Annotated in this window: 12 protein-coding genes and 1 pseudogene; 4 read left to right on the top strand and 9 right to left on the bottom strand. The window is 60.4% G+C overall.

The window, feature by feature from the left end; translation table 11 throughout:
- Positions 1 to 96: 96 nt before the first annotated feature.
- The 5 genes from glcF to VXJ35_RS14325 all read right to left on the bottom strand — a co-directional run bounded on the left by glcF (position 97) and on the right by VXJ35_RS14325 (position 9,927).
- On the bottom strand, positions 97 to 1,305 hold the full coding sequence (glcF, locus tag VXJ35_RS14345; protein WP_064022089.1) for a glycolate oxidase subunit GlcF: 1,209 nt from the start codon (positions 1,303 to 1,305) through the stop codon (positions 97 to 99).
- Positions 1,306 to 1,309: 4 nt separating this feature from the next.
- Positions 1,310 to 2,359 (bottom strand): glycolate oxidase subunit GlcE, encoded by a 1,050-nt coding sequence (gene glcE / locus VXJ35_RS14340; protein WP_064022088.1) that lies wholly within the window; start codon positions 2,357 to 2,359, stop codon positions 1,310 to 1,312.
- On the bottom strand, positions 2,359 to 3,816 hold the full coding sequence (locus VXJ35_RS14335) for an FAD-linked oxidase C-terminal domain-containing protein (protein ID WP_064022087.1): 1,458 nt from the start codon (positions 3,814 to 3,816) through the stop codon (positions 2,359 to 2,361). The genes glcE and VXJ35_RS14335 overlap by 1 nt, the downstream gene beginning before the upstream one ends.
- Positions 3,817 to 4,005: 189 nt before the next feature.
- Complete coding sequence (locus tag VXJ35_RS14330) at positions 4,006 to 5,004, bottom strand: HD-GYP domain-containing protein (protein WP_064022086.1); 999 nt, start codon at positions 5,002 to 5,004, stop codon at positions 4,006 to 4,008.
- A 3-nt stretch (positions 5,005 to 5,007) separates the two neighbouring features.
- Entirely contained in the window at positions 5,008 to 9,927 is a 4,920-nt protein-coding gene (locus VXJ35_RS14325) for a response regulator (protein WP_064022085.1), read from the bottom strand.
- Positions 9,928 to 10,449: 522 nt separating this feature from the next.
- Here VXJ35_RS14325 and VXJ35_RS14320 point away from each other — a divergent pair.
- A complete protein-coding gene (locus VXJ35_RS14320; RefSeq protein ID WP_064023525.1) occupies positions 10,450 to 10,905 on the top strand; it encodes a hypothetical protein in 456 nt (151 codons plus the stop codon).
- 135 nt (positions 10,906 to 11,040) lie between these two features.
- Here VXJ35_RS14320 and VXJ35_RS14315 read toward each other — a convergent pair whose 3' ends face one another.
- The gene (locus VXJ35_RS14315; RefSeq protein ID WP_082880932.1) at positions 11,041 to 11,802 is read right to left on the bottom strand and encodes a bifunctional diguanylate cyclase/phosphodiesterase; all 762 of its coding nucleotides are present in this window, start codon (positions 11,800 to 11,802) and stop codon (positions 11,041 to 11,043) included.
- Positions 11,803 to 11,824: 22 nt separating this feature from the next.
- Between VXJ35_RS14315 and VXJ35_RS14310 the strand changes: the two are divergent.
- Positions 11,825 to 12,804: pseudogene (locus tag VXJ35_RS14310) on the top strand (IS5 family transposase).
- A 101-nt stretch (positions 12,805 to 12,905) separates the two neighbouring features.
- Here the strand turns inward: VXJ35_RS14310 and VXJ35_RS14305 are convergent.
- Entirely contained in the window at positions 12,906 to 14,507 is a 1,602-nt protein-coding gene (locus VXJ35_RS14305; protein WP_064022083.1) for a diguanylate cyclase domain-containing protein, read from the bottom strand.
- Between the two features lie 399 nt (positions 14,508 to 14,906).
- On the opposite strand from VXJ35_RS14305, the gene VXJ35_RS14300 reads away from it, so the two are divergent.
- Entirely contained in the window at positions 14,907 to 15,368 is a 462-nt protein-coding gene (locus VXJ35_RS14300; RefSeq protein ID WP_064022082.1) for a hypothetical protein, read from the top strand.
- Entirely contained in the window at positions 15,362 to 15,985 is a 624-nt protein-coding gene (locus VXJ35_RS14295) for a glutathione S-transferase family protein (protein WP_064022081.1), read from the top strand. The genes VXJ35_RS14300 and VXJ35_RS14295 overlap by 7 nt, the downstream gene beginning before the upstream one ends.
- Before the next feature lie 749 nt (positions 15,986 to 16,734).
- Here VXJ35_RS14295 and VXJ35_RS14290 read toward each other — a convergent pair.
- The gene (locus VXJ35_RS14290; protein ID WP_064022080.1) at positions 16,735 to 17,697 is read right to left on the bottom strand and encodes a GNAT family N-acetyltransferase; all 963 of its coding nucleotides are present in this window, start codon (positions 17,695 to 17,697) and stop codon (positions 16,735 to 16,737) included.
- Positions 17,698 to 17,773: 76 nt separating this feature from the next.
- On the bottom strand, positions 17,774 to 18,772 hold the full coding sequence (locus tag VXJ35_RS14285) for an HD domain-containing phosphohydrolase (RefSeq protein WP_082880931.1): 999 nt from the start codon (positions 18,770 to 18,772) through the stop codon (positions 17,774 to 17,776).
- Between the last annotated feature and the right edge of the window lie 4 nt (positions 18,773 to 18,776).

Here is an 18,776-nt window from a genome sequence, read left to right as displayed (position 1 = left end):
AAATTCGGCTTTGGCTAATACCCCTCATCTGCGCCTCTATCTCTATATGTCCGGTGGTTAGCCAGGCAATACAGGCGCTATCTTGACGTCGAGACGTTACCGATTCGGGCCGTCCAGCAATTCAATCCAGTGCCGCACCGGCACTTGTCCGGTTTCCCGCAGATGCAGCAGACAGCCGATGTTGGCGGTGGCGATCAACTCCGGTTGCTCGGCTTGCAGCGCCAGCAATTTGGCCTGGCGCAGGCGGTTGGACAGTTCCGGTTGCAACAGCGAGTAGCTGCCGGCAGAACCGCAGCATAAACCGGCATCGGCTACTGGCGCCAATTCGAAACCCAGGCCGGCCAGCAGGCTTTCGACGACGCCGGCCAACGGCTGGCCGTGTTGCAGGCTGCAAGGCGCCTGAAACGCGATTTTGCGCGGCGTGGCCGCCAATTTGGCCGTGTCCTCGGCTTGGACGATTTCGGCAATATCCTTGGCTGCGGCTGAAACTCGCGCGGCCTTGTCGGCATAGTCCGGGTCGTCGCGCAAAAGATAAGCGTAGTCTTTGACCATGGTCCCGCAGCCGCTGGCGGTGATAACGATGGCTTCCGCCCCGGCCTGCAACGCCGGCCACCAAGCGTCGATCCTTTGCCGAACCGCGTCCAGCGCCGCGTCGCGCTGGTCCAGATGGTGGGCCAACGCGCCGCAACACCCGCTTTGGCCTTGGATAACGCTGATGCCGAGCCGGTCCAGCACCCGCGCCGCTGCGGCATTGATGCCCGGCGCCAGCGCCGGCTGCACACAGCCTTGCAACATCAGCATCCGCCGCCGGTGGCGTAACGGCGGCCAGGTTTCCGGCGCCGGCTTGGCCGGGATTTTGGCCTGCAATACGGCAGGTAACAGCGGCTTCGCCAGCCGCGCCAGTGCGGCCAGCGGCGCCAGCCGGCGCGGGTAGGGCAGTATCGTCAGCAAGGCCCGGCGTAGCCAGCGTTGCCGCCACGGCCGGCGCAGTTGGCCGGCGGCGACTGCCCGGCCCGCGTCGAGCAAGCGGCCGTATTCGACGCCGGAGGGACAGGCCGATTCGCAGGCGCGGCAGCTTAGGCAACGGTCCAGATGGTGTTGGGTGGATGCGGTGGCGGCTTGGCCCTCCAGCAGTTGTTTGATCAGATAAATCCGGCCGCGGGGCCCGTCCAATTCGTCGCCTTGCAAACGGTAAGTCGGGCAGGCGGCATTGCAAAAACCGCAATGCACGCAGCGCTGCAGCGCGGCTTGGGCGGAGGCGATGTCGGGATGGCCGGTCAGGCTCGGATCGATTTGGGTTTGCATCGGCTTAGTCCGGATAAGTGGCGAACACGCCGAGCGGATCGAAGGCATCGCGCACCCGCTGTTGCAACGCGGCCAATTCCGGCGTTAGCGGCGCTCGGTTGGGGCTGCCGTCGCCGCGAAACAGCGTCGCTCGCGCCGCGGATGCGGCGCAGGCGCGATGCACCGAATCGGCCGATTCGGCAGTTTTCAGCCAACGTTGGGCGCCGCCCCAATCGATCAGCCAAGCGCCGGCTAGCTCGGGCTGGGTCGCGGCCAGCGCGGTAGTAACCCGCCACAAATTGCCGGGGCGCTGAAAAAACGGCAAGCGTTGTTCGCGCAGGTCTTGCCAGAATGAGTCGCCGCCAAGGTCGAACTCGCCGCCGATGTTGGCGGCCGCAGCGCGTACCGCCGCTGCGGCACCGGACAATCTGGCCCTGACCGATACCCCGTCGTAGGCCAGCGCCGACAACGGCCAGGGCCGGCCGGCCAGACGGTTCATGAATTCGATGGCGGCGGCCGGCTCGGCAATCGGAAAAGCCACGGTCGCTTCGGTTTCCGGCCTGGGCAATACCCGCAGCGAACACTGCAACAGCAGGCCCAGGCTGCCGCGGGCGCCGACCATCAACCGCGACACGTCGAAACCGGCCACGTTTTTGATGACTTGGCCGCCGAAATTCAGCTCCTCGCCGAGACCGTTGACGATTTTGCAGCCCAGCACGAAATCGCGGGCGCTGCCGGCGAAGGGCCGGCGCGGGCCGGAAAATGCGCAAGCCAGCGTACCGCCGACGCTAGCCGTAGCGCCGAAATGCGGCGGCTCGAAGCCGAGCATTTGGCCGTGTTCGGCCAGCACGGCTTCCAATTCGGCCAGACGGGTGCCGGCGCGGACCGTGACTACCAATTCGCTGGGTTCGTAATCGACGATGCCGACGTGTCCGGCCACTGCCAGCGTTTCGGCGTCTGCCGCCGTCTGGGAATAAAAGGCTTTGCTATTGCCGCCGACGATGCGCAGCGTTGCGCGGCTCGCTGCCGCCTGCTCGATATGTTCCCGCAACTCGGCGCTCAAGTCGGCGGCCATCAGAACCGCTCCAGTTCCGGGTGCGGCAGTTCGCCGCGGTGGACATGCATCCGGCCCAGCTCGGCGCAGCGGTGCAAGGTCGGTACCGCCTTGCCCGGATTGAGCAGGCCGTCAGGATCGAAAGCCTGTTTCAAACGCAGGAATTGCTGCAACTCGCCGGCGCCGAACTGCACGCACATATACGGGATTTTTTCGCTGCCGACGCCGTGTTCGCCGGTAATGGTGCCGCCGACCGCGACGCACAGTTCCAGAATTTTGCCGCCGAAGGCCTCGGCTTTGGCAAATTCGCCGTCGCTGCCGCTGTCGTACAAAATCAACGGATGCAAATTGCCGTCGCCGGCGTGGAATACGTTGACCACCGCCAGGCCGAATTCGGCCGACATCTCGGAAATTCGGCGCAATACCTGGGCCAAGTGTTTGCGCGGAATCGTGCCGTCCATGCAGTAGTAATCGCTGGCGATGCGGCCGACCGCCGGAAACGCGGCCTTGCGTCCGGCCCAGAAGCGTTTGCGCTGGTCTGCGTCGTCGGCGATCCGGATTTCGCTGGCGCCGGCAGCGGCCAATACCGCGACGGCGCGCTCGCTGTCGGCTGCCACTTGTTCCGGCAAACCGTCCAATTCGCACAGCAGCAACGCCGCAGCGTCGAGCGGGTAGCCGGCATGAACGAAGGCGTCGGTGGCGCGGATGGCCGGATTGTCCATCAGTTCCAGCCCGGCCGGCAGCAGGCCGGAGCTGATCACGGCCGCCACCGCGGCGCCGGCCTGTTCGACGCTGGGAAACGCCGCCAGCAGCACCCGCGTCGCCGGCGGCAACGGCAGCAGCCGGACCGTGGCCTCGACCACGATACCCAGCAAACCTTCCGAACCGATTGCCAGCGCCAACAGGTCGTAGCCCGGCGCGTCGAGGCCGGGGCCGCCCAGCGTCAGCAGTTCGCCGTCTATCGTCGCCAATTTCACCTGCAACACGTTGTGCACGGTCAGGCCGTATTTCAGGCAGTGCACGCCGCCGGCATTTTCGGCGATGTTGCCGCCGATACTGCAGGCGATTTGCGACGACGGGTCCGGCGCGTAAAACAGGCCGTGCGCTTTGGCGGCTTCGGAAATGGCCAGGTTTCTGACGCCGGGTTGTACGGTGGCGGTGCGGTTCAGCGGATCCAGCGCCAGGATGCGGCTCATCTTGCTCAGCCCGACCACGATGCCGCCAGCCACCGGCATTGCCCCGGCCGCCAGACCGGTGCCGGCGCCGCGCGGTACCACCGGCACCCGGTGCTCGCGGCATAAGCGCATCAAGCCTAAGACTTGTTCGGCCGTTTCCGGCAAGGCCACCAAGTCCGGCGGCGTCCGGTAGGCTGCCAGGCCGTCGCATTCGTAAACCCGCAAGCGCTCGGGCTCGGTAACGACGTTGGCGGCGCCGAGCAAGTCCAGGCATAGTTGGGTAAAGGCGGCAGATAAAGGCATGGCGGATTATAACCACAACTTGGCGAGCGGCGGCCAGGGTATGAATACGGAGGTTAGCTTCCACCTGTTTTTTGACGGATGCGGAATAGTTAGGCTTGGATTTCCTTATTTGCGGTTATCGGAGGGGGCGCAGTGGCGGTGCCGATTAGGCCGATTAGCAAACACGCAAATTCGACCTTGGCGGCGGCATCAGGCGCCTTGCTGCGCTTCGCGACTGTCCCAATCGGCCTTGATTTCCAGAATACGCGGCAGGCAGGTTTCGAATGCGGCGACCATTGTGGGGTCGAAATGGCGTCCCGCGCCGTTGCGCAGGGTTTCCAGGGCTTGTTCCAACGGCCAAGCATCCTTGTAAGGGCGTTTCATGGTCAGTGCGTCGAACACGTCGACCAGCGCGACGATGCGCGCCGATTCGGGAATGGCTTCGCCACTCAAACCATCGGGATAACCGCTGCCGTCCCACTTCTCGTGGTGGCGCAGCGCAACCTCGGCGGCCAATACGAATACCGGTGCGTCGCTGGTGGACAGGATTTCGTAGCCTATCCGGCAATGGGTGCGCATAATCGCCCATTCGTCGGCATCCAGTTGGCCGGGTTTACGCAACACCGAGTCGGGAATGCCGATTTTTCCGGTGTCGTGCATGGGGGCGGCTTGTTCCAGCAGAACGCAATCCTCCTTGGACCAACCGATCGTCTCGGCCAGATGCCGGGCGTAGGCGGCGATGCGCCAGATATGGAGGCCGGTATCGCTGTCGTTGTAATGGCCGGCTTTACCGAGCATGGCGATGGCTTCGCCGTACGTTCTCTCCAACAGTTTGGTCTGCACCAGCGATAGGTGGGTCCGCACCCGCGCCCGCACGATCCGGGGGTAAACCGGTTTGATCAAATAATCGACGCAGCCTGCGTCGAAGCCGGCTTCTTCTTTTTCCAATTCGGACAGTGTGGTGATGAAAATCACCGGGATGGCTTCGGTGGCCGGATTGGCTTTTAGGGCGCGGCAGACCGCATAGCCGTCCATGTCCGGCATCTGGATATCGAGCAGGACCAGACTGGGATGGTGCTTGCCCGCCAACTCCAGCGCTTCTAACCCGTTTCGGGCCAGCATCAGCCTATGCTCGTCTTTGAGTATTTGGTGCAGGATCGCCAAATTGGTGGGCTCATCGTCTACGATGAGGATGGGACCGTAAGGCATGGCTTACTCCGGTATCGAGAAATTCAGGCGCTGCATCAGGCTACGCACGGCAGCTTCCGCCCCGCGGAAATCGAAATCGGCCAGTAGCGCGTCCAACTCCGCCAGATGGATAGGATTCGAATGCCGCCGCAGCCGGCCCAGCCAGATTTCGGCGGCATCGGGATCGTTACGGTCCAGCGCTTCCAGCATGCCCGCGAACAACGTAGGCAAGCTGTCCCCGAGTGGCGCGGCAACCGGCTCCGGCACGGCGCCGGGATGGTCGGCTTGTTGCCAGGCGGCGACCGCCGCACATACCCGGTCGATCGCGGTTTGCAGGTCTGCCGCCAGTTTAAAGCCCGCTTCGCCCGCATTCAAGCGCATTTCTAGTTTGCATGCCAATTCCGCAACCTGGTGCAGCCGTAAGGTTCCGGCCAAGCCGCTCAATTTATGCGCCAGAGCCGCGGCGGCTTTCAGGTCGCCTTCGCCGCAGGCGTCGGCAATGGCCGATCCGCACTGCGCATAAGCGGCGACGAATTTATCCAGATAAGTGCGGTAGACGTCGAGCTGGCCCCATAGGCCGCGCGCGGCCGGCAGATCGATAGCCGGCAACTCGGGTTCGCCAGCACCGGCCGCCGGCACCGGCGGCGATGCGCTTGCTGAGCCTATGGTTGCGCTTGCGCCGCTAGCGTCCGAATTGGTCTTCTCGGCTACGCATCCGGTCCAGCGCTGGATGGTTTCCATCATCTGCGCCACGTTGAATGGCTTGGCGATAAAATCGCTCATGCCGGATTCCTGCGCCGCATCGCGCAATTCCTGGAAGGCGCCGGCGGTCAGCGCGACGATGGGTAGCTCCCGCCAGCGTTTATCCTCGCGGATAAAGCGCGTGGCGGCATAGCCGTCCAGGCGCGGCATTTGCAGGTCCATCAATACGATATCCACCGCATCGGGATGGGCTTTTAGCCATTCCAGCGCGTCCTGGCCGTCGCAGGCCGTAGCGACCAGCGCGCCATCCGCTTCCAGGACGCCTTTGGCTACTTCCCGGTTAATGTCGCTATCGTCCACCACCAGCACGCGTACGCCCGGAATGCGGCGCTTGCCGGCGGCGATAGGCGTCGGGGCCGGCAGCAAACCTCCCGGCCCAGCTTGGTGCAGCGAGTCGGCGACGGCGGAATACAGCGTTGAGGCGGTAATCGGCTTGCTGATTACCTTGGCCACTTCCGCGATACCCGGTTGGGCCAATAGGTCTTCGCGCAAATGGGCGGCGACCATGAGCAGTATCGGCGGGTCGATGTCTCGGCGTTTGTCCTTCAACGCTTGCCGTATGGCCTTGGCGGCATTCAGTCCGCCCAGCCCCGGCATTTTCCAATCCAACACGATAGCATCGTAAAAACGTTTGCCGTTCAGCCTGGTTAGCGCTTGCATCAGGGCAGCCTCGCCGGAAGCGGCGGTATCGGCCAGCCAGCCCAGGGAGTTGGCGACAACGGCCAGTGCCTCGCGCACGCTGGCGCAGTCATCCGCGATCAGCAGTTCGAGCCGGGCCAGTTCGGTAGGCCGGCGTTCCACGCGTTGGTCGCGCTGCAACGGCAGCACGAACCAGAATTCGCTGCCCTGGCCGACTTCGCTGCTTACTTGTAGGTGGCCGCCCATCAGTTCCACCAGTTGCAAGCTGATGCTCAAGCCCAAGCCGGTACCGCCGAATCGGCGGCTGATGCTGCTATCGGCTTGGCCGAAAGCCGAGAAAATCAGTTGCTGCTGTGCGCTGGTAATGCCGATGCCGGTATCGCGCACCCCAAAACGCAGCTTACATTGTTGTTTGTCCGTGGATTCCACGCTAACGCGTAACTCGACTTCGCCGCGTTCGGTAAATTTGATCGCGTTGCTGAGCAAGTTGATCAATATTTGCTGAAGGCGTAAGGCATCGCCAACCAACGCGTCGATGTCGGCGGGCGGAGTGATAACCAATTCCAAATCTTTATTATGGGCGGCTGTTGCCATGATAGCGGCGAGGTTGTCCAGCAGTTCGGTTAGCCTAAACGGCGCTCGCTCGATTTCCAGCCGCCCGGCCTCGATCTTGGAAAAGTCGAGGATATCGTTGATCAGGGATAGTAGCGTATGCCCGGCGTTGTGGATTTTGCGCACCAAGGCCAGCGATTCGGCGTCCAAATGGCGCTGTTCCAATAGATAGCAAAAACCCAGCACGGCATTCATCGGCGTGCGGATTTCATGGCTCATATTGGCCAGAAAGGCGCTCTTGGCCCGGTTGGCGGCGTCCGTCAACGCCATGGCTTGTTCCAGTTCGGCGGTTCGGCTGGCGACCAGCGTTTCCAGTTGGTCGCGGTGCTGCTTGAGCTCGTCCTGGGCGCGCTTGGTTTCGGTAATGTCTTGAATAACGCCTACGGCGACCTGGCTTTTGCCGTCGGTTCTGGTGACGCGATAGCGGCCTGCGACCATGATCCAGCGGATTTCGCCATCCGTGCGGCGAATCCGGCATTCGAATTGTTTTTCGCCACCGCCGGCAAACGCCTCCCGCAGTAATGCCGCGACCTTGGGTCGGTCTGCGTCCAGCACGTGTTCCAAAAAGTTGTCGGTCGACCATGCCGACTCGGTGTCGGTATAGCCGAAGATGCGGGCGTGTTCGATAGAGCGATAAACCGCCTGCGTTTCCAAATCGACTTCCCAGGCGCCGGTATTCGATATCTCCAACGCAAAATGCAGCCTTGCTTCGCTTTCCCGAATAGCGGTTTCGGCTTCTTTTAAATCTTGGATGTCGGTACAGGTGCCGTACCATTTTTGAATCCGGCCTTGCTCGTTTAACAGCGGCACGCCCCGGATCAGCCACCAGCGGTAAACGCCGTCCGCCCGGCGGATGCGGCATTCAATGGAATAGCTGTCGTTATTCTGGGTCGCGCGTTGCCAGGCTTCCCACGCGTAGGGCCTATCCTGCGGGTGCAACACGGAGATCCAGGCGTGGCCGTAACTTTCTTCGACTGTAAGCCCGGTATATTCCACCCAGCGTTGGTTGTGGTAGATATTCCAGCCGTCAGGCCGGGTGGCCCAGACCATTTGCGGCATCGTCTCCGCCAGCGAACGAAATTCGCGGTCGGCCTCTTGGTTGCGCAACCGCGAGATTTCAAGGCAGGCTCCTACATGCGCAAGCAAATCGCGCGCGCCGAACGGCTTGGTCAGATAGCTGTCGGCATTGTGGCGCAAGCCTTGTATGCGTTCTTCTTCTCCGGCCCGGGCCGACAGCAAAATGACCGGAATGGTACTGGTATCCCGATCTTCGCGCAGCGCGCTCAGCAAACCGATGCCATCCAGGCCCGGCATCATGATGTCGGTCAACACCAGATCGGGCCGGCGTTGGCGTACCGCGGCTAGCGCCGCTAGGCCGTCGCGAACCGCTGTAACGGCGTAGCCCTGTTTTCGTAACAGCCGGGCGACATAGCCGCGCATGTCGGCGTTATCGTCGGCAACCACGATGTGCGCGCTTATCGCGGAATTGAATTCCGGCGAGTTGTCCGTTCCGGTTTGTTGGCCGTTGTCATGTTCGTGTTCCGTTCCCAGCTCCCATCGCAATGCTTCCTCGGCAAAAAAATCGGCGCCCAGCGGATGAGCTTGCGCCGTTTGCGACGGACGGAGCTGTTCCGCCGGCAAATGTGCGGTGCCGGTAAGAATGGTTACGGAAAAAATGCTGCCGACGCCCGGCGTACTCGTTACACCGACTTCGCCGCCGTGCAAGCGGACCAGTTCCTGCACTAAAGCCAGACCGATGCCGCTGCCCTCATGGCTGCGCGAGCGCACGTTCGGCACCCGATGGAAGCGGTCGAATATCTGGCCTAGCTGATCCGGCGCAATGCCGACGCCGGTGTCGCGCACGGCCAGTTCGACCGCTGTTCCGCGCCAGCGCAGCGCCACCTCGATTTCGCCGGCAAAGGTATGTTTGTAGGCATTGCTCAAAAGATTGAGTACGATCTTTTCCCACATTTGCCGATCCACATACACCGGTTCCGGCAAGGCGGGGCAGGAGATGGTAAGCCGCAGACCTGCCTTGTCGGCGGCCGATCGAAATAGGCTGGCGAGCTCGGCGGTATAGGCGGCCAGATCGGTCGCCTCGTAAGCCGCTTCCATCCGCCCGGCTTCGATGCGGGAAAAGTCGAGCAGCGAATTGACTAATTTCAGCAAACGCAAGGCGTTTCTATGCACCAGGCTGAGCTGCTCGTATTCGCTTGCGGCAGGACTCTGGCCTTGCGGGGCAAAGCGGGCCAATAGCTCTTCCAGCGGACCCAGCATCAAGCTTAGCGGCGTACGAAATTCGTGGCTGACGTTGGCAAAAAATCGGGTCTTCAACTCGTCCAGTTCCAAGGTTTTGGCATACAGGCGCGACAATTCCTGGTTAGCCGCCTTCAACTCGGCGCTGGCGGATGCGACCTCTTTGTTGCGGGCGAACAGCTCGACTTCCATTCTGACGGCCTGGGCGCGCAAAGTGTCGTTGAGCTGGCTTTGCTCTACGCCCAATTGTTTGACGCGGATAAACTCGGTCAAATCTTCGGCCCGATGCAGCACATAGGCTACCTTGCCGTCCTTGCCGAGAATCGGGATATTGATCGGGCTCCAATAGCGCTCCTCGAACCCCTCGCCGTCGGCTCTGGGGATATCGTATTTTTGCACCGGCATCGTGTCTGGCTTGCCGGACAGCAACACCCGCTGCAATGACGCGCGTAAATTGCGTTGGCCTTCCGCGGTCGGATCGTTGGGATTGTCGGGAAATATTTGGAACATCGTTTTTCCCAAGATGTCTTCCCGCCGGGTCAGCGTGGCGCGGGTATAGGCATCGCTGACGGCGACGATTTCCAGATTCGCATTTAAGACCAGATAGAGGTCGGGCGACGATTCGAACAGTAAGCGAAAATCCAAATCGTCATGGGTTGGGATGGAAGCATTCATTATTCGTAACGCCTGTCGGATTATTCCTACCTTTATCGGAAGAACAGAATTTTAGCGGGTTATCGAAATTGTTTTATCGGAGTCTGGCCTAGACATGGTCGAAAACCAGCCGTAGCGACCGCCGCCTTGTTTAAGGTTTCGTTGCCTATCCGCCGCTGTTGGATTCGACCCGAATACGCCGCCGGCCCAAGGAATTCGCGGCGCGCAGCGATTGGACCTGCTTGTGCCGGCCGGCGCGGCGTAACGCCCGGTACCGGATCGGCGCGTAATGCAAAGCCGACAAATTGTCGGAACCGCACGCGCAAAACGGGGTTAGGTGCGGGTTATTATGGGCCGGTTAATACCTTTATTATATTACGGATAATCGCTAAATATTTGTTTTTAAACGTGTCTCGGCAGCCTTGATTGCACTGTAGGCGGCACCGAGAATTGGCCGCGAATTTGCTTGCAGTGTCGATGTTCGGGAATGCCGCTGCGCGCCTTCCCGTGGGTTTCGTTCAACTGTAAGTGGAGAAAGGCAATATGTTCGAGCACAACGCATTAGATGGCCAATGGAACCGGGTGCTGCCGGCGGCCGACAGTTTCGTTAACGGCGAGGTTTTGGAATGCCGCGATACCGTCGGCGAAGAGCCGGGGAAAATCAGCCGCCGCCAGTACGCGGTGGTCGGCGACCGCTTGGTGGAACGCTGCCTGCCGCCGGAAGCGGTCGGCGATTTCTGGAGTCACGACGTCGCCCAATTGCCGTGGTGGAGTTCGGTGATGAATCCGCCGCACGCCGGGATTCTGGCCGATTTCAACAGCCAGTTCGGCGGTTTGCACCGCAGGCAGCTGGACACGGCCCATAATGTCGTCGGTTATGCCGGCGCCGGCGAAGAGATCACGCTGGACAAGGCCGGCTATGCAGTAAAACGCGCCAGCGACGGCGCCGAACTGGTTGCCAAGTCGATGCTGGAATTGCGCAAACTGTATTACGCCTGATACGGCGGTTTTGGGTAAGTTGCGCGAACCGGTTTAAAACGCGTGACAAATAGTTTCCCGGTTTGAAAAAGGGGCAGGCGGATTGCTTTAGCGAATCCGCCTCAGCCTTTCGGCAACCATCGGATACAGCCGGCTTTAAGCGGGACCCGTTTGACGATCGAATTCTTGGCGATAGCCGGCCAACAGCTTGGCAAATTCTGCGGCCGGTAACGGTTTGGCAAACAGATAGCCTTGGGCTTCGTCACAGTGGCAGTCCAGCAGATGGCCGCGCATGGCGGCGGTCTCGACGCCTTCGGCAATTACGCGTTGGCCGAGGGCGTGGCCCATTTGCACGATGGCGTGGATGATGGCGTCGTTGGCCGGGTTGCCGATTTGGCCGACAAAGGAGCGGTCTATCTTCAAGCGGTCGACGTTGAATTTGTTCAAATACGCCAAGCTCGAATAGCCGGTGCCGAAATCGTCTATCGCCAATTTGATACCGAGCTGCTTAAGTTGGTTTAACTGGGCCAAGGTTTGCTCGACGTTTTCGATCAGGATCGACTCGGTCAGCTCCAGTTCCAGGCAGTGCGGCGGCAGGCCGGTTTGGCGCAGCACGTGTTCGACGACGCCGACCATATCGCCGCGGCGTAGTTGCAGCGCGGAGACGTTGACCGCGGTCACGATCGGGCCGAAGCCGAGCGTACGCCAAACGGCGGCTTGGGTGCAGGCTTCCCGCAGTACCCAATTGCCCAACTCGGCGACCAGGCCGGTCTGCTCGGCAATGTCTATGAACCTGCCGGGGTACACCAGGCCGTCGCGTGGGTGGTTCCAGCGCACCAGCGCTTCGGCACCCACCAACTGGCCGCTAGGGAGGCGCTGATTAAATCCCTCCGCAGGAGATGAGATAATATCCCCCATCTGATCGTACCGAGACAAGCCGATGAATGCCCCCACCCAAACCAGTTTTGCCGAACTTGAATATGCCAGCAAAAAACGCCAAACCCGGCGGGAAAAATTTCTGGCGGAAATGGAGCAAGTGGTGCCCTGGACATTACTGTTGGCCCAACTCGAACCGCATTATCCGCAGAGCGGTCGCCGCGGCCGGCAACCGATGGCATTGAATCGCATGCTCCGTATCTACTGCATGCAACAATGGTTCAGCTACTCGGACCGACAAATACCCACAGGGCACAAGTGGAAGATGCACTGTATGAAATCGAGAGCATTCGGCGTTTTGCCGGTTTTGGTAGCGTTACCGAAGCGCTGCCGGACGAAACCACGATTCTCAACTTCCGTCACTGGCTGGAGAAGCACAAGTTGACGGAGGTGCTGCTATCGACGGTCAACGACCACCTGAAAAACCAAGGCCTGTTGGTCTCCAAGGGTACGATGGTCGACGCCACGATTGTTCACGCGCCGAGCTCGACCAAGAATCAGGATCAAGCACGCGATCCGGCCATGCATCAAACCAAGAAAGGCAATCAGTGGTATTTCGGGATGAAAATCCACGTCGGCGCCGACGTCAATTCAGGGGCCGTACACAGTGTAACGGTGACCTCGGCCAACACGGCTGACATCGTGGAATTACCCAAGCTGCTCCGCGAAGACGATCAAGTCATCTTTGCCGATGCCGGCTACACCAGCGACGACTACAAAAAAGGCTCGCGGCATCTGGGACTGAGCTGGTGCGTCAACGACAAGCGCAAGCCCGGCAAAAACCTGTCGAGCCGCCAGCGTAAGCGCAACCGAAAATATTCGTCGGTCCGCGCCCGTGTCGAGCACATTTTTAGGATCATCAAGTGCCAGTTCGGCTTTCGCAAGACTCGCTACCGAGGCTTGGAGAAGAACACAGCCCAGGTGAACTGGCTGGTGGCTTTGGCCAATTTGTATCTGCTGCGCCGCCAGTTGATGGCGGCCTAGGCCGAAATCCGTCTACCGTGCGCCCAAACACGGTAGACGGGAATAAAAAACGCAGGAATTGGGGCTATTTGAACGATCCGTCAGCGCATGTTTGTAAAAAATTACGCTTGGGTCGCAAGGCGCGGCTTGCGGTTTGATTTGTTCAGCGCTTCCCTAGCCAGATCGATTTGCGGCTGAAAGTGCAGCACGAACTGTTTCAGCGACACCGCGTCGCGCAATTCGTGCGCCAGGCGCAAGAATTCGAAACTGTTGCTGTTTAACTGCTCGGTGCAGTAGCGGTAGCCGTTGCCGCCGTCTTTTTTTGCCTTGCGCCTGGCCTCGCTGGCGCGCATCACCAGGCTGTCGTATTGGCTGCCGTCGTCCGGGTAAACGGCGATGCCGACCGAACACGACAGCGATAAGGTTTGCTCGGCAATCCGGATCGGTTGCCGCACTTTTTCGATCATGCTATCGACCACGGTACTGATGGTTTCGGTATCGTTACAGCCGGGCAGTGCCAGCAGAAATTCGTCGCTGCCGATCCGGCACAGGCTATCGGTGTCGGCGATGCAGCTTTTCAGAACGGTCGCCACCCGTCTGAGCAATTCGTCGCCGGCATGCAAACCCAGCGAGTCGTTCAGCAATTTGAAGTTGTCCAGATCCAGGCTCAGCACCGCGACTTTGCCGGGGCGGTTGGCCGCCAGGGCGATGGCCTGTTGCAGCCGGTCCTTGAAGGCGGTTTGATTGGGCAAGCCGGTTAAGATGTCGTGGGTGGACAGGTATTGGATCTGTTCCTCGGCGTTTTTCAGTTCGCTGATGTCGCTGAAGATGCCGATGTAATGGGTCAGTTGCTCCGACTGGTCGTAAACGGCGGAGATCGACAGCCATTCCGGGAAAATTTCGCCGTTCTTGCGCCGATTCCAAATTTCGCCGCGCCAATAGCGTTTGGCCTCGATCTGTTTCCACATCGTCCGGTAAAAATCGGCGCCGTGTTGGCCGGAGGAAAATACTTTCGGCGTTTGGCCGCGCAACTCGTCCTGGGTATAGCCGAGAATTTTGGTGAACGTTTTGTTGACCGACAGAATCCGGATGTCGGCGTCGGTAATCATGATGCCTTCCTCGGCACCTTCGAACACTTGTTCGAACAGGCGCAACGATTCCTGCGACCGGTTGCGGTCCAGCATGATGCTGACGATAGAGGCGCCGATTTCCAGTAGCCGTAAATGAAAAGGGCTGGGCGAGCGGTGCTCGAAACTGGACAGGGCAAAGGTGCCGATGACTTTGCGTTGCCGCGAATACACCGGAACCGACCAGCACGAGCACAGGTTGAAGTTGTAGGCCAAATGCCGCAAATTCTCCCAGCGTGGATCGGTAAAGGTATTGCTGACGAATTGCGGTTGCTGTGTGTAAATCACGTTACCGCAGGAACCGCCGCCGGGTCCCGGCCGCAAACCGTTTAGTTGGGAGATGCCTTCCGGCGGTACGCTGGGCGCGGCCAGCACGTTCAGCACTTCGCCGCTGTGGTCCAGCAGCATGACCGAGCCAATCGAATTGGGTAGCAGTTGCTCTTCCAGTTTGCAAACCTGGCCGATCACGTCCAAATAGCTATCGCCATGGGTAACCGATTCCAATATCGATTGCTGCAGGCGGAGAATTTTCTCCTGCTCTGCGCCGGTCAGCGTGCAAAATTCGGCATTCGCCGCGGATAATCCATCATTCAGCATAATTGGCGCAATACGGGGCTAAAGAATCGCGAACGCGCTAACGCGATCGCCGACATTAAGTATATGCAATGTTCCGCGATGCGGCACCGGCTTTTTCCTGGTCGGCCGGTGCCTGTTCATGCCGGCGGCGGGGTGCGGCAATCGCTGCAATATGGGCCGACCAACGCTAAGCCGATGTCGTAAACCCTGCAATCCCAGCCGCGTTGTCGGGCGGAGCTTGTCGCTTGTCGCCGGACGGCGGCGGCCGTAGGCGGCCAAGGTGCAGCAGTCTTGATTTTAACGGATTGATTTTAATCCTCTATTTTCGGCGGTCGGCCTTTGCGCTAGCGTCCGGCGGCCGGCCGGAAAACTGGTCCGTATCTTGATTGGCGTTCGGTATCGCCACAAACGGATCGAACCATGAATGCTCCAGACAACGCCGGGCTTTTGCGCGGCTTCAGCCGTTTCGTCGCCGAAGCCAAACCGATATTGCACCGCGAATACCAACAGCGCCTGGCCGCCGATATGGCACGGCAACAATGGCAGGGCTGCTTTCAGCGCAACCTGTTGGCGGTATTGGCAGGGTTTTACCGGCAGGCTTTACAGCAGGCTAAAGCCATGCCGTTCGACGCCGGCCAAGCGCCGGTCGTGAACGGTATGAGTGGTTTGACCGCAGAGCTGTTGGCCGCCTTTGCCGGCTTCAGCGACGAGCTGATACTGTTTGCGGTCGATAAGCACCGCACCTCCTGCGCCTTGTCCAATTTTCCGGACGAACACAAGCCGGACCTGGATTATCTGCAGGCGACGCGCCGGGAAATAGCCGAGTTATGGCAAAACTTCGCGCTGGATCTGAACCGGCATTTGCTGGAGGAACGATGCTGAAACTGTACATGACGCCGGGTTCTTGTTCGACCGGCATCCATATTTTGCTGGAGGAATTGGAGCTGGTGTTCGAAGCCCATATCGTCAATCTGTTGGCCGGCGACCAGCACCGGCCGGAGTTTTTGGCGATCAATCCGAAGGCGACGATACCGGTTTTGGTCAAAGACGACGGTTCCGCGCTGACCGAATTCCAGGCCATCGCCTATTGGTTGGCGCGCAAGTATCCCAAGGCCGGCCTGTTGGCGGCCGATGCGGACGCGGCCGCCGCCGCGCTGGAATTGACCGGTTTTGTGGTCGGCACCCTGCACGGCCAGGGTTTCCAACGCCTGTTCGTGCCGGAAAAGTACGCTGCCGGCCCGGCCGAATACGAACGGGTCAAACGGCAGGGGACGGACATCGTCAACCAGGCTTTGGCAGTGGTGGCGCGCAGCCTGCCGGAGCAGGGCTATGCCTTGGGCGATTTCGGTATTGCCGATGCCGCGTTGTTTTACGTGGAATTCTGGGCGGATAAGTCGGGCATCGCTTTACCGGAAACTTGCCGGAAACACTACCGACTGATGTTGTCTCGCCCGGCGGTCAGGCGGGTGTTAATGGAGGAGGGGTATCGTCCGGATTGATCGGCCGGGTTTTCGCGGGCGTTTGCCGTGGCCGGCGCAAAAAGAGCCTCTATCAGGCAGCGATAGAGGCTGTAGAGTGCGCGGTGCAGGAGTTCACCGCTGTGAGCGACGGGAAGGTACGCGGATCGGTACGGCGGCAGGCGGATAGCCGGTTGGAAAATAGCCGTTGAAAACCGAGATCGCTTGCCTGAACCGGTTGGATAACAAGTTCCATAATCCGGCCATCGGGTTTGGCTGGCGTCGATGCGAAGGGTTCATGGCAAGCTCCTTATCGAACTGGGGCTGAGGTGGGTACGGCTTCACTATAGCGCGGTTGGATTAATTTACAATACCGCCTGGAATTCATTGTTTGTTTCTTTTTATAGAACAATATCGGGTGGTATTTGCCGAAGTTTATTGCTTTAATGCCGGGATTTAGCGTTTGCGTCGCGTGCGGCGGTCCGGAAGGCAATGGCAGGGTTTGCAGCATAGGCGTTGCGTTGAGAGTCGGCGGAGCCGACCTCGATCGAATTCACGCAGCAGGTTAGTTTAAAGCAACTGCCCATGGCACCAATGTCGTTAAGTTAAGCGACAAACCGGCTGGTGCAAATCCTGTAGGAACGGGCCATGCCTGCGGCCGTAGGTGCTTGATCGCGGGCATGGCCCGCTCCTACCATCCTTAACTCAACGTCATTGCCCGTGGCAATCAGCCGTACCGGTCGTCGCGGTTGGAATCGGCAGGGCGGAGAAGGCCGGTTAGGGGTTCGCGTTCACAAGCCCAGGGCGCGGAATTCGCTGCATATCCGTGCCCGTTGCCAACTCCGCTCGAATTCTTCCGCCAATTGCCGGTTTTGCGGCGGCGAATTCGGGCTCCAATGGCCTTCGTAGCGGTCGCCCTGCAATTGGAATAAATAACCGCCGCTGTCGTTGGCGATGAATGCCGGCCGAAAATTCAAATCCTCGGCCTCGACCGGCGCCCGGATCGAAATATAAGAAGGCAAGCGTTGCGCCAAATCGATCAGCGGGTGTTGTTGGCCGCGGAGCGTTTCCGGCTCCTGGACGATGATGCGCACTTCGGCGCCGCGCTGGTTGCGCAGCGCAAATTGTTTGACCGCTTCGACCGTTGCCGCTTCGCCGAACAACCGGTAGTCCAGGTTGCGGCTGTAGACGCAAAGCAGGCGCCTGGCCTGCCGGATCAACGTTAAGGTTGCATCCGCCGCGGCTTCCACTGTCTGCAGCCGGCTGGCGGCTACGCTAGCTTCCGCCGCGGCCGCGCCGTGACGCGGCAACGCTGCCGGCGCGGCGATGGCCAGGCGTATGGCGATATGCGGAATGCCGGCTTCGGTAAACTCCGACCCTACCGTCTCGAAGCCGCAGCGGCGGTAAAACCCCAGCGCGGCGGTCTGCGCATGGGCGCTGACTTCGCTCAAGCCCAAGTTGGCGGCCTGCTCGATCAGGCCGCGCAACAGCGATGCTCCGACCTTTTGCCGGCGCCATGCCGGCAGCACCGCCATCCGGCCGATTCTGCCCGCCGGCGACAGGCGGCCGCAGCCGATAGGCCGCCGCTCGGCATCGCGGGCAATGATATGCCGGCAATCCGGGTCCAACGCGTCGAATTCGATTTCCGGCGGAATGCCTTGTTCGACGACGAAGACCTCGGTTCTGAGGTATTGCAGATCGGCAAAGTCCGCCGCGTAATTGGCGGGTTCCAGATAAAAACTCGGGATATTCATGGTGCAATCGATCTCGTGGGGCGGATGGAGCCAACGCCGTCGGCGGCCAAGTCGGGGTATACGCTATGCCGCGGCCTCAAACCGGTAGCCGGTAGTGCTTGTCGCGGAACAGCGCCAGACAAGCGTCGACCGCGGCGCCATCGTATAGCGTGTTGCGCTGCGTGGCAATTTCCTGCAGTGCGGCGTCTATGCCCAGGCCGGGCCGGTAAGGGCGGTGGGAAATCATGGCTTCGACCACGTCGGCGATGGCCAGAATCTTGGCTTCCGGCAGAATCTCGGCCGCCGCCAGACCTTGCGGATAGCCCGATCCGTCCAGCCGTTCGTGGTGCTGCAATACGGTTTGCGCAATCGGCCAGGGAAAGTCGATCGATTTCAGGATTTCGTAGCCGGTTTGCGGGTGGCGTTTGATCAAGCCGTACTCCAAATCGTCCAGCCGCGCCGGTTTACACAGAATTTCGGCCGGTACTTTGATCTTGCCGATGTCGTGCACGACGCCGGCCAGGCTCAGGCCTTCGATCAAATCGCTGCCGAGCCCCAATTCTTTTGCAATCGCTGCCGCCAGGTGCGCGGTGCGGCGTTGGTGGCCGGCGGTGTAAGGGTCGCGCATTTCCACCGTCGACGCGATGGCGGTAACGAATTTCAGCATGTTGGCTTTCAATTCGGCGGTGCGTTCGGCAACCAAACATTCCAGGCCGTGGCGCAGGCGCGCCATCTCAAGATGGGTCGCGACTCGGATCAGTAATTCTTCGCGCTGGTAGGGTTTGGTAATGAAGTCGACCGCGCCCAATTTGAAACCGTCGACTTTTTCATTGGTTTCAGACAGGGCGGTGACGAAAATAACCGGCACGTCGCGGGTTTGCGGATGCTGTTTCAGACGGCGGCAGACTTCGAAGCCGTCCATTTCCGGCATGCGCACGTCGAGCAGGATCAATTCGGGCGGATTGTGCTGCGCCGATTGCAAGGCCAATTCGCCGTTGATGGCCGAGCGTACCTCATAGCCCTCCGCTTGCAGCAGTTGGGTCAATAACTTCAGCGAGGCCGGGGTATCGTCGACGGCGAGGATTTTTCCGTTCACGGGT

It is taken from the genome of Methylomonas sp. DH-1, assembly GCF_046097555.1.
In the GTDB taxonomy this organism is placed as follows: Bacteria; Pseudomonadota; Gammaproteobacteria; order Methylococcales; family Methylomonadaceae; genus Methylomonas; species Methylomonas koyamae.
This window is presented reverse-complemented; position numbering and strand designations above follow the sequence as displayed.

What these genes read in the sequence shown, in the direction of transcription:
- glcF (WP_064022089.1), bottom strand. Translation starts at nt 1,305, where the DNA reads ATGCAAACCCAAATCGATCCGAGCCTGACCGGCCATCCCGACATCGCC.
- glcE (WP_064022088.1), bottom strand. Translation starts at nt 2,359, where the DNA reads ATGGCCGCCGACTTGAGCGCCGAGTTGCGGGAACATATCGAGCAGGCG.
- VXJ35_RS14335 (WP_064022087.1), bottom strand. Translation starts at nt 3,816, where the DNA reads ATGCCTTTATCTGCCGCCTTTACCCAACTATGCCTGGACTTGCTCGGC.
- VXJ35_RS14330 (WP_064022086.1), bottom strand. Translation starts at nt 5,004, where the DNA reads ATGCCTTACGGTCCCATCCTCATCGTAGACGATGAGCCCACCAATTTG.
- VXJ35_RS14325 (WP_064022085.1), bottom strand. Translation starts at nt 9,927, where the DNA reads ATGAATGCTTCCATCCCAACCCATGACGATTTGGATTTTCGCTTACTG.
- VXJ35_RS14320 (WP_064023525.1), top strand. Translation starts at nt 10,450, where the DNA reads ATGTTCGAGCACAACGCATTAGATGGCCAATGGAACCGGGTGCTGCCG.
- VXJ35_RS14315 (WP_082880932.1), bottom strand. Translation starts at nt 11,802, where the DNA reads ATGGGGGATATTATCTCATCTCCTGCGGAGGGATTTAATCAGCGCCTC.
- VXJ35_RS14305 (WP_064022083.1), bottom strand. Translation starts at nt 14,507, where the DNA reads ATGCTGAATGATGGATTATCCGCGGCGAATGCCGAATTTTGCACGCTG.
- VXJ35_RS14300 (WP_064022082.1), top strand. Translation starts at nt 14,907, where the DNA reads ATGAATGCTCCAGACAACGCCGGGCTTTTGCGCGGCTTCAGCCGTTTC.
- VXJ35_RS14295 (WP_064022081.1), top strand. Translation starts at nt 15,362, where the DNA reads ATGCTGAAACTGTACATGACGCCGGGTTCTTGTTCGACCGGCATCCAT.
- VXJ35_RS14290 (WP_064022080.1), bottom strand. Translation starts at nt 17,697, where the DNA reads ATGAATATCCCGAGTTTTTATCTGGAACCCGCCAATTACGCGGCGGAC.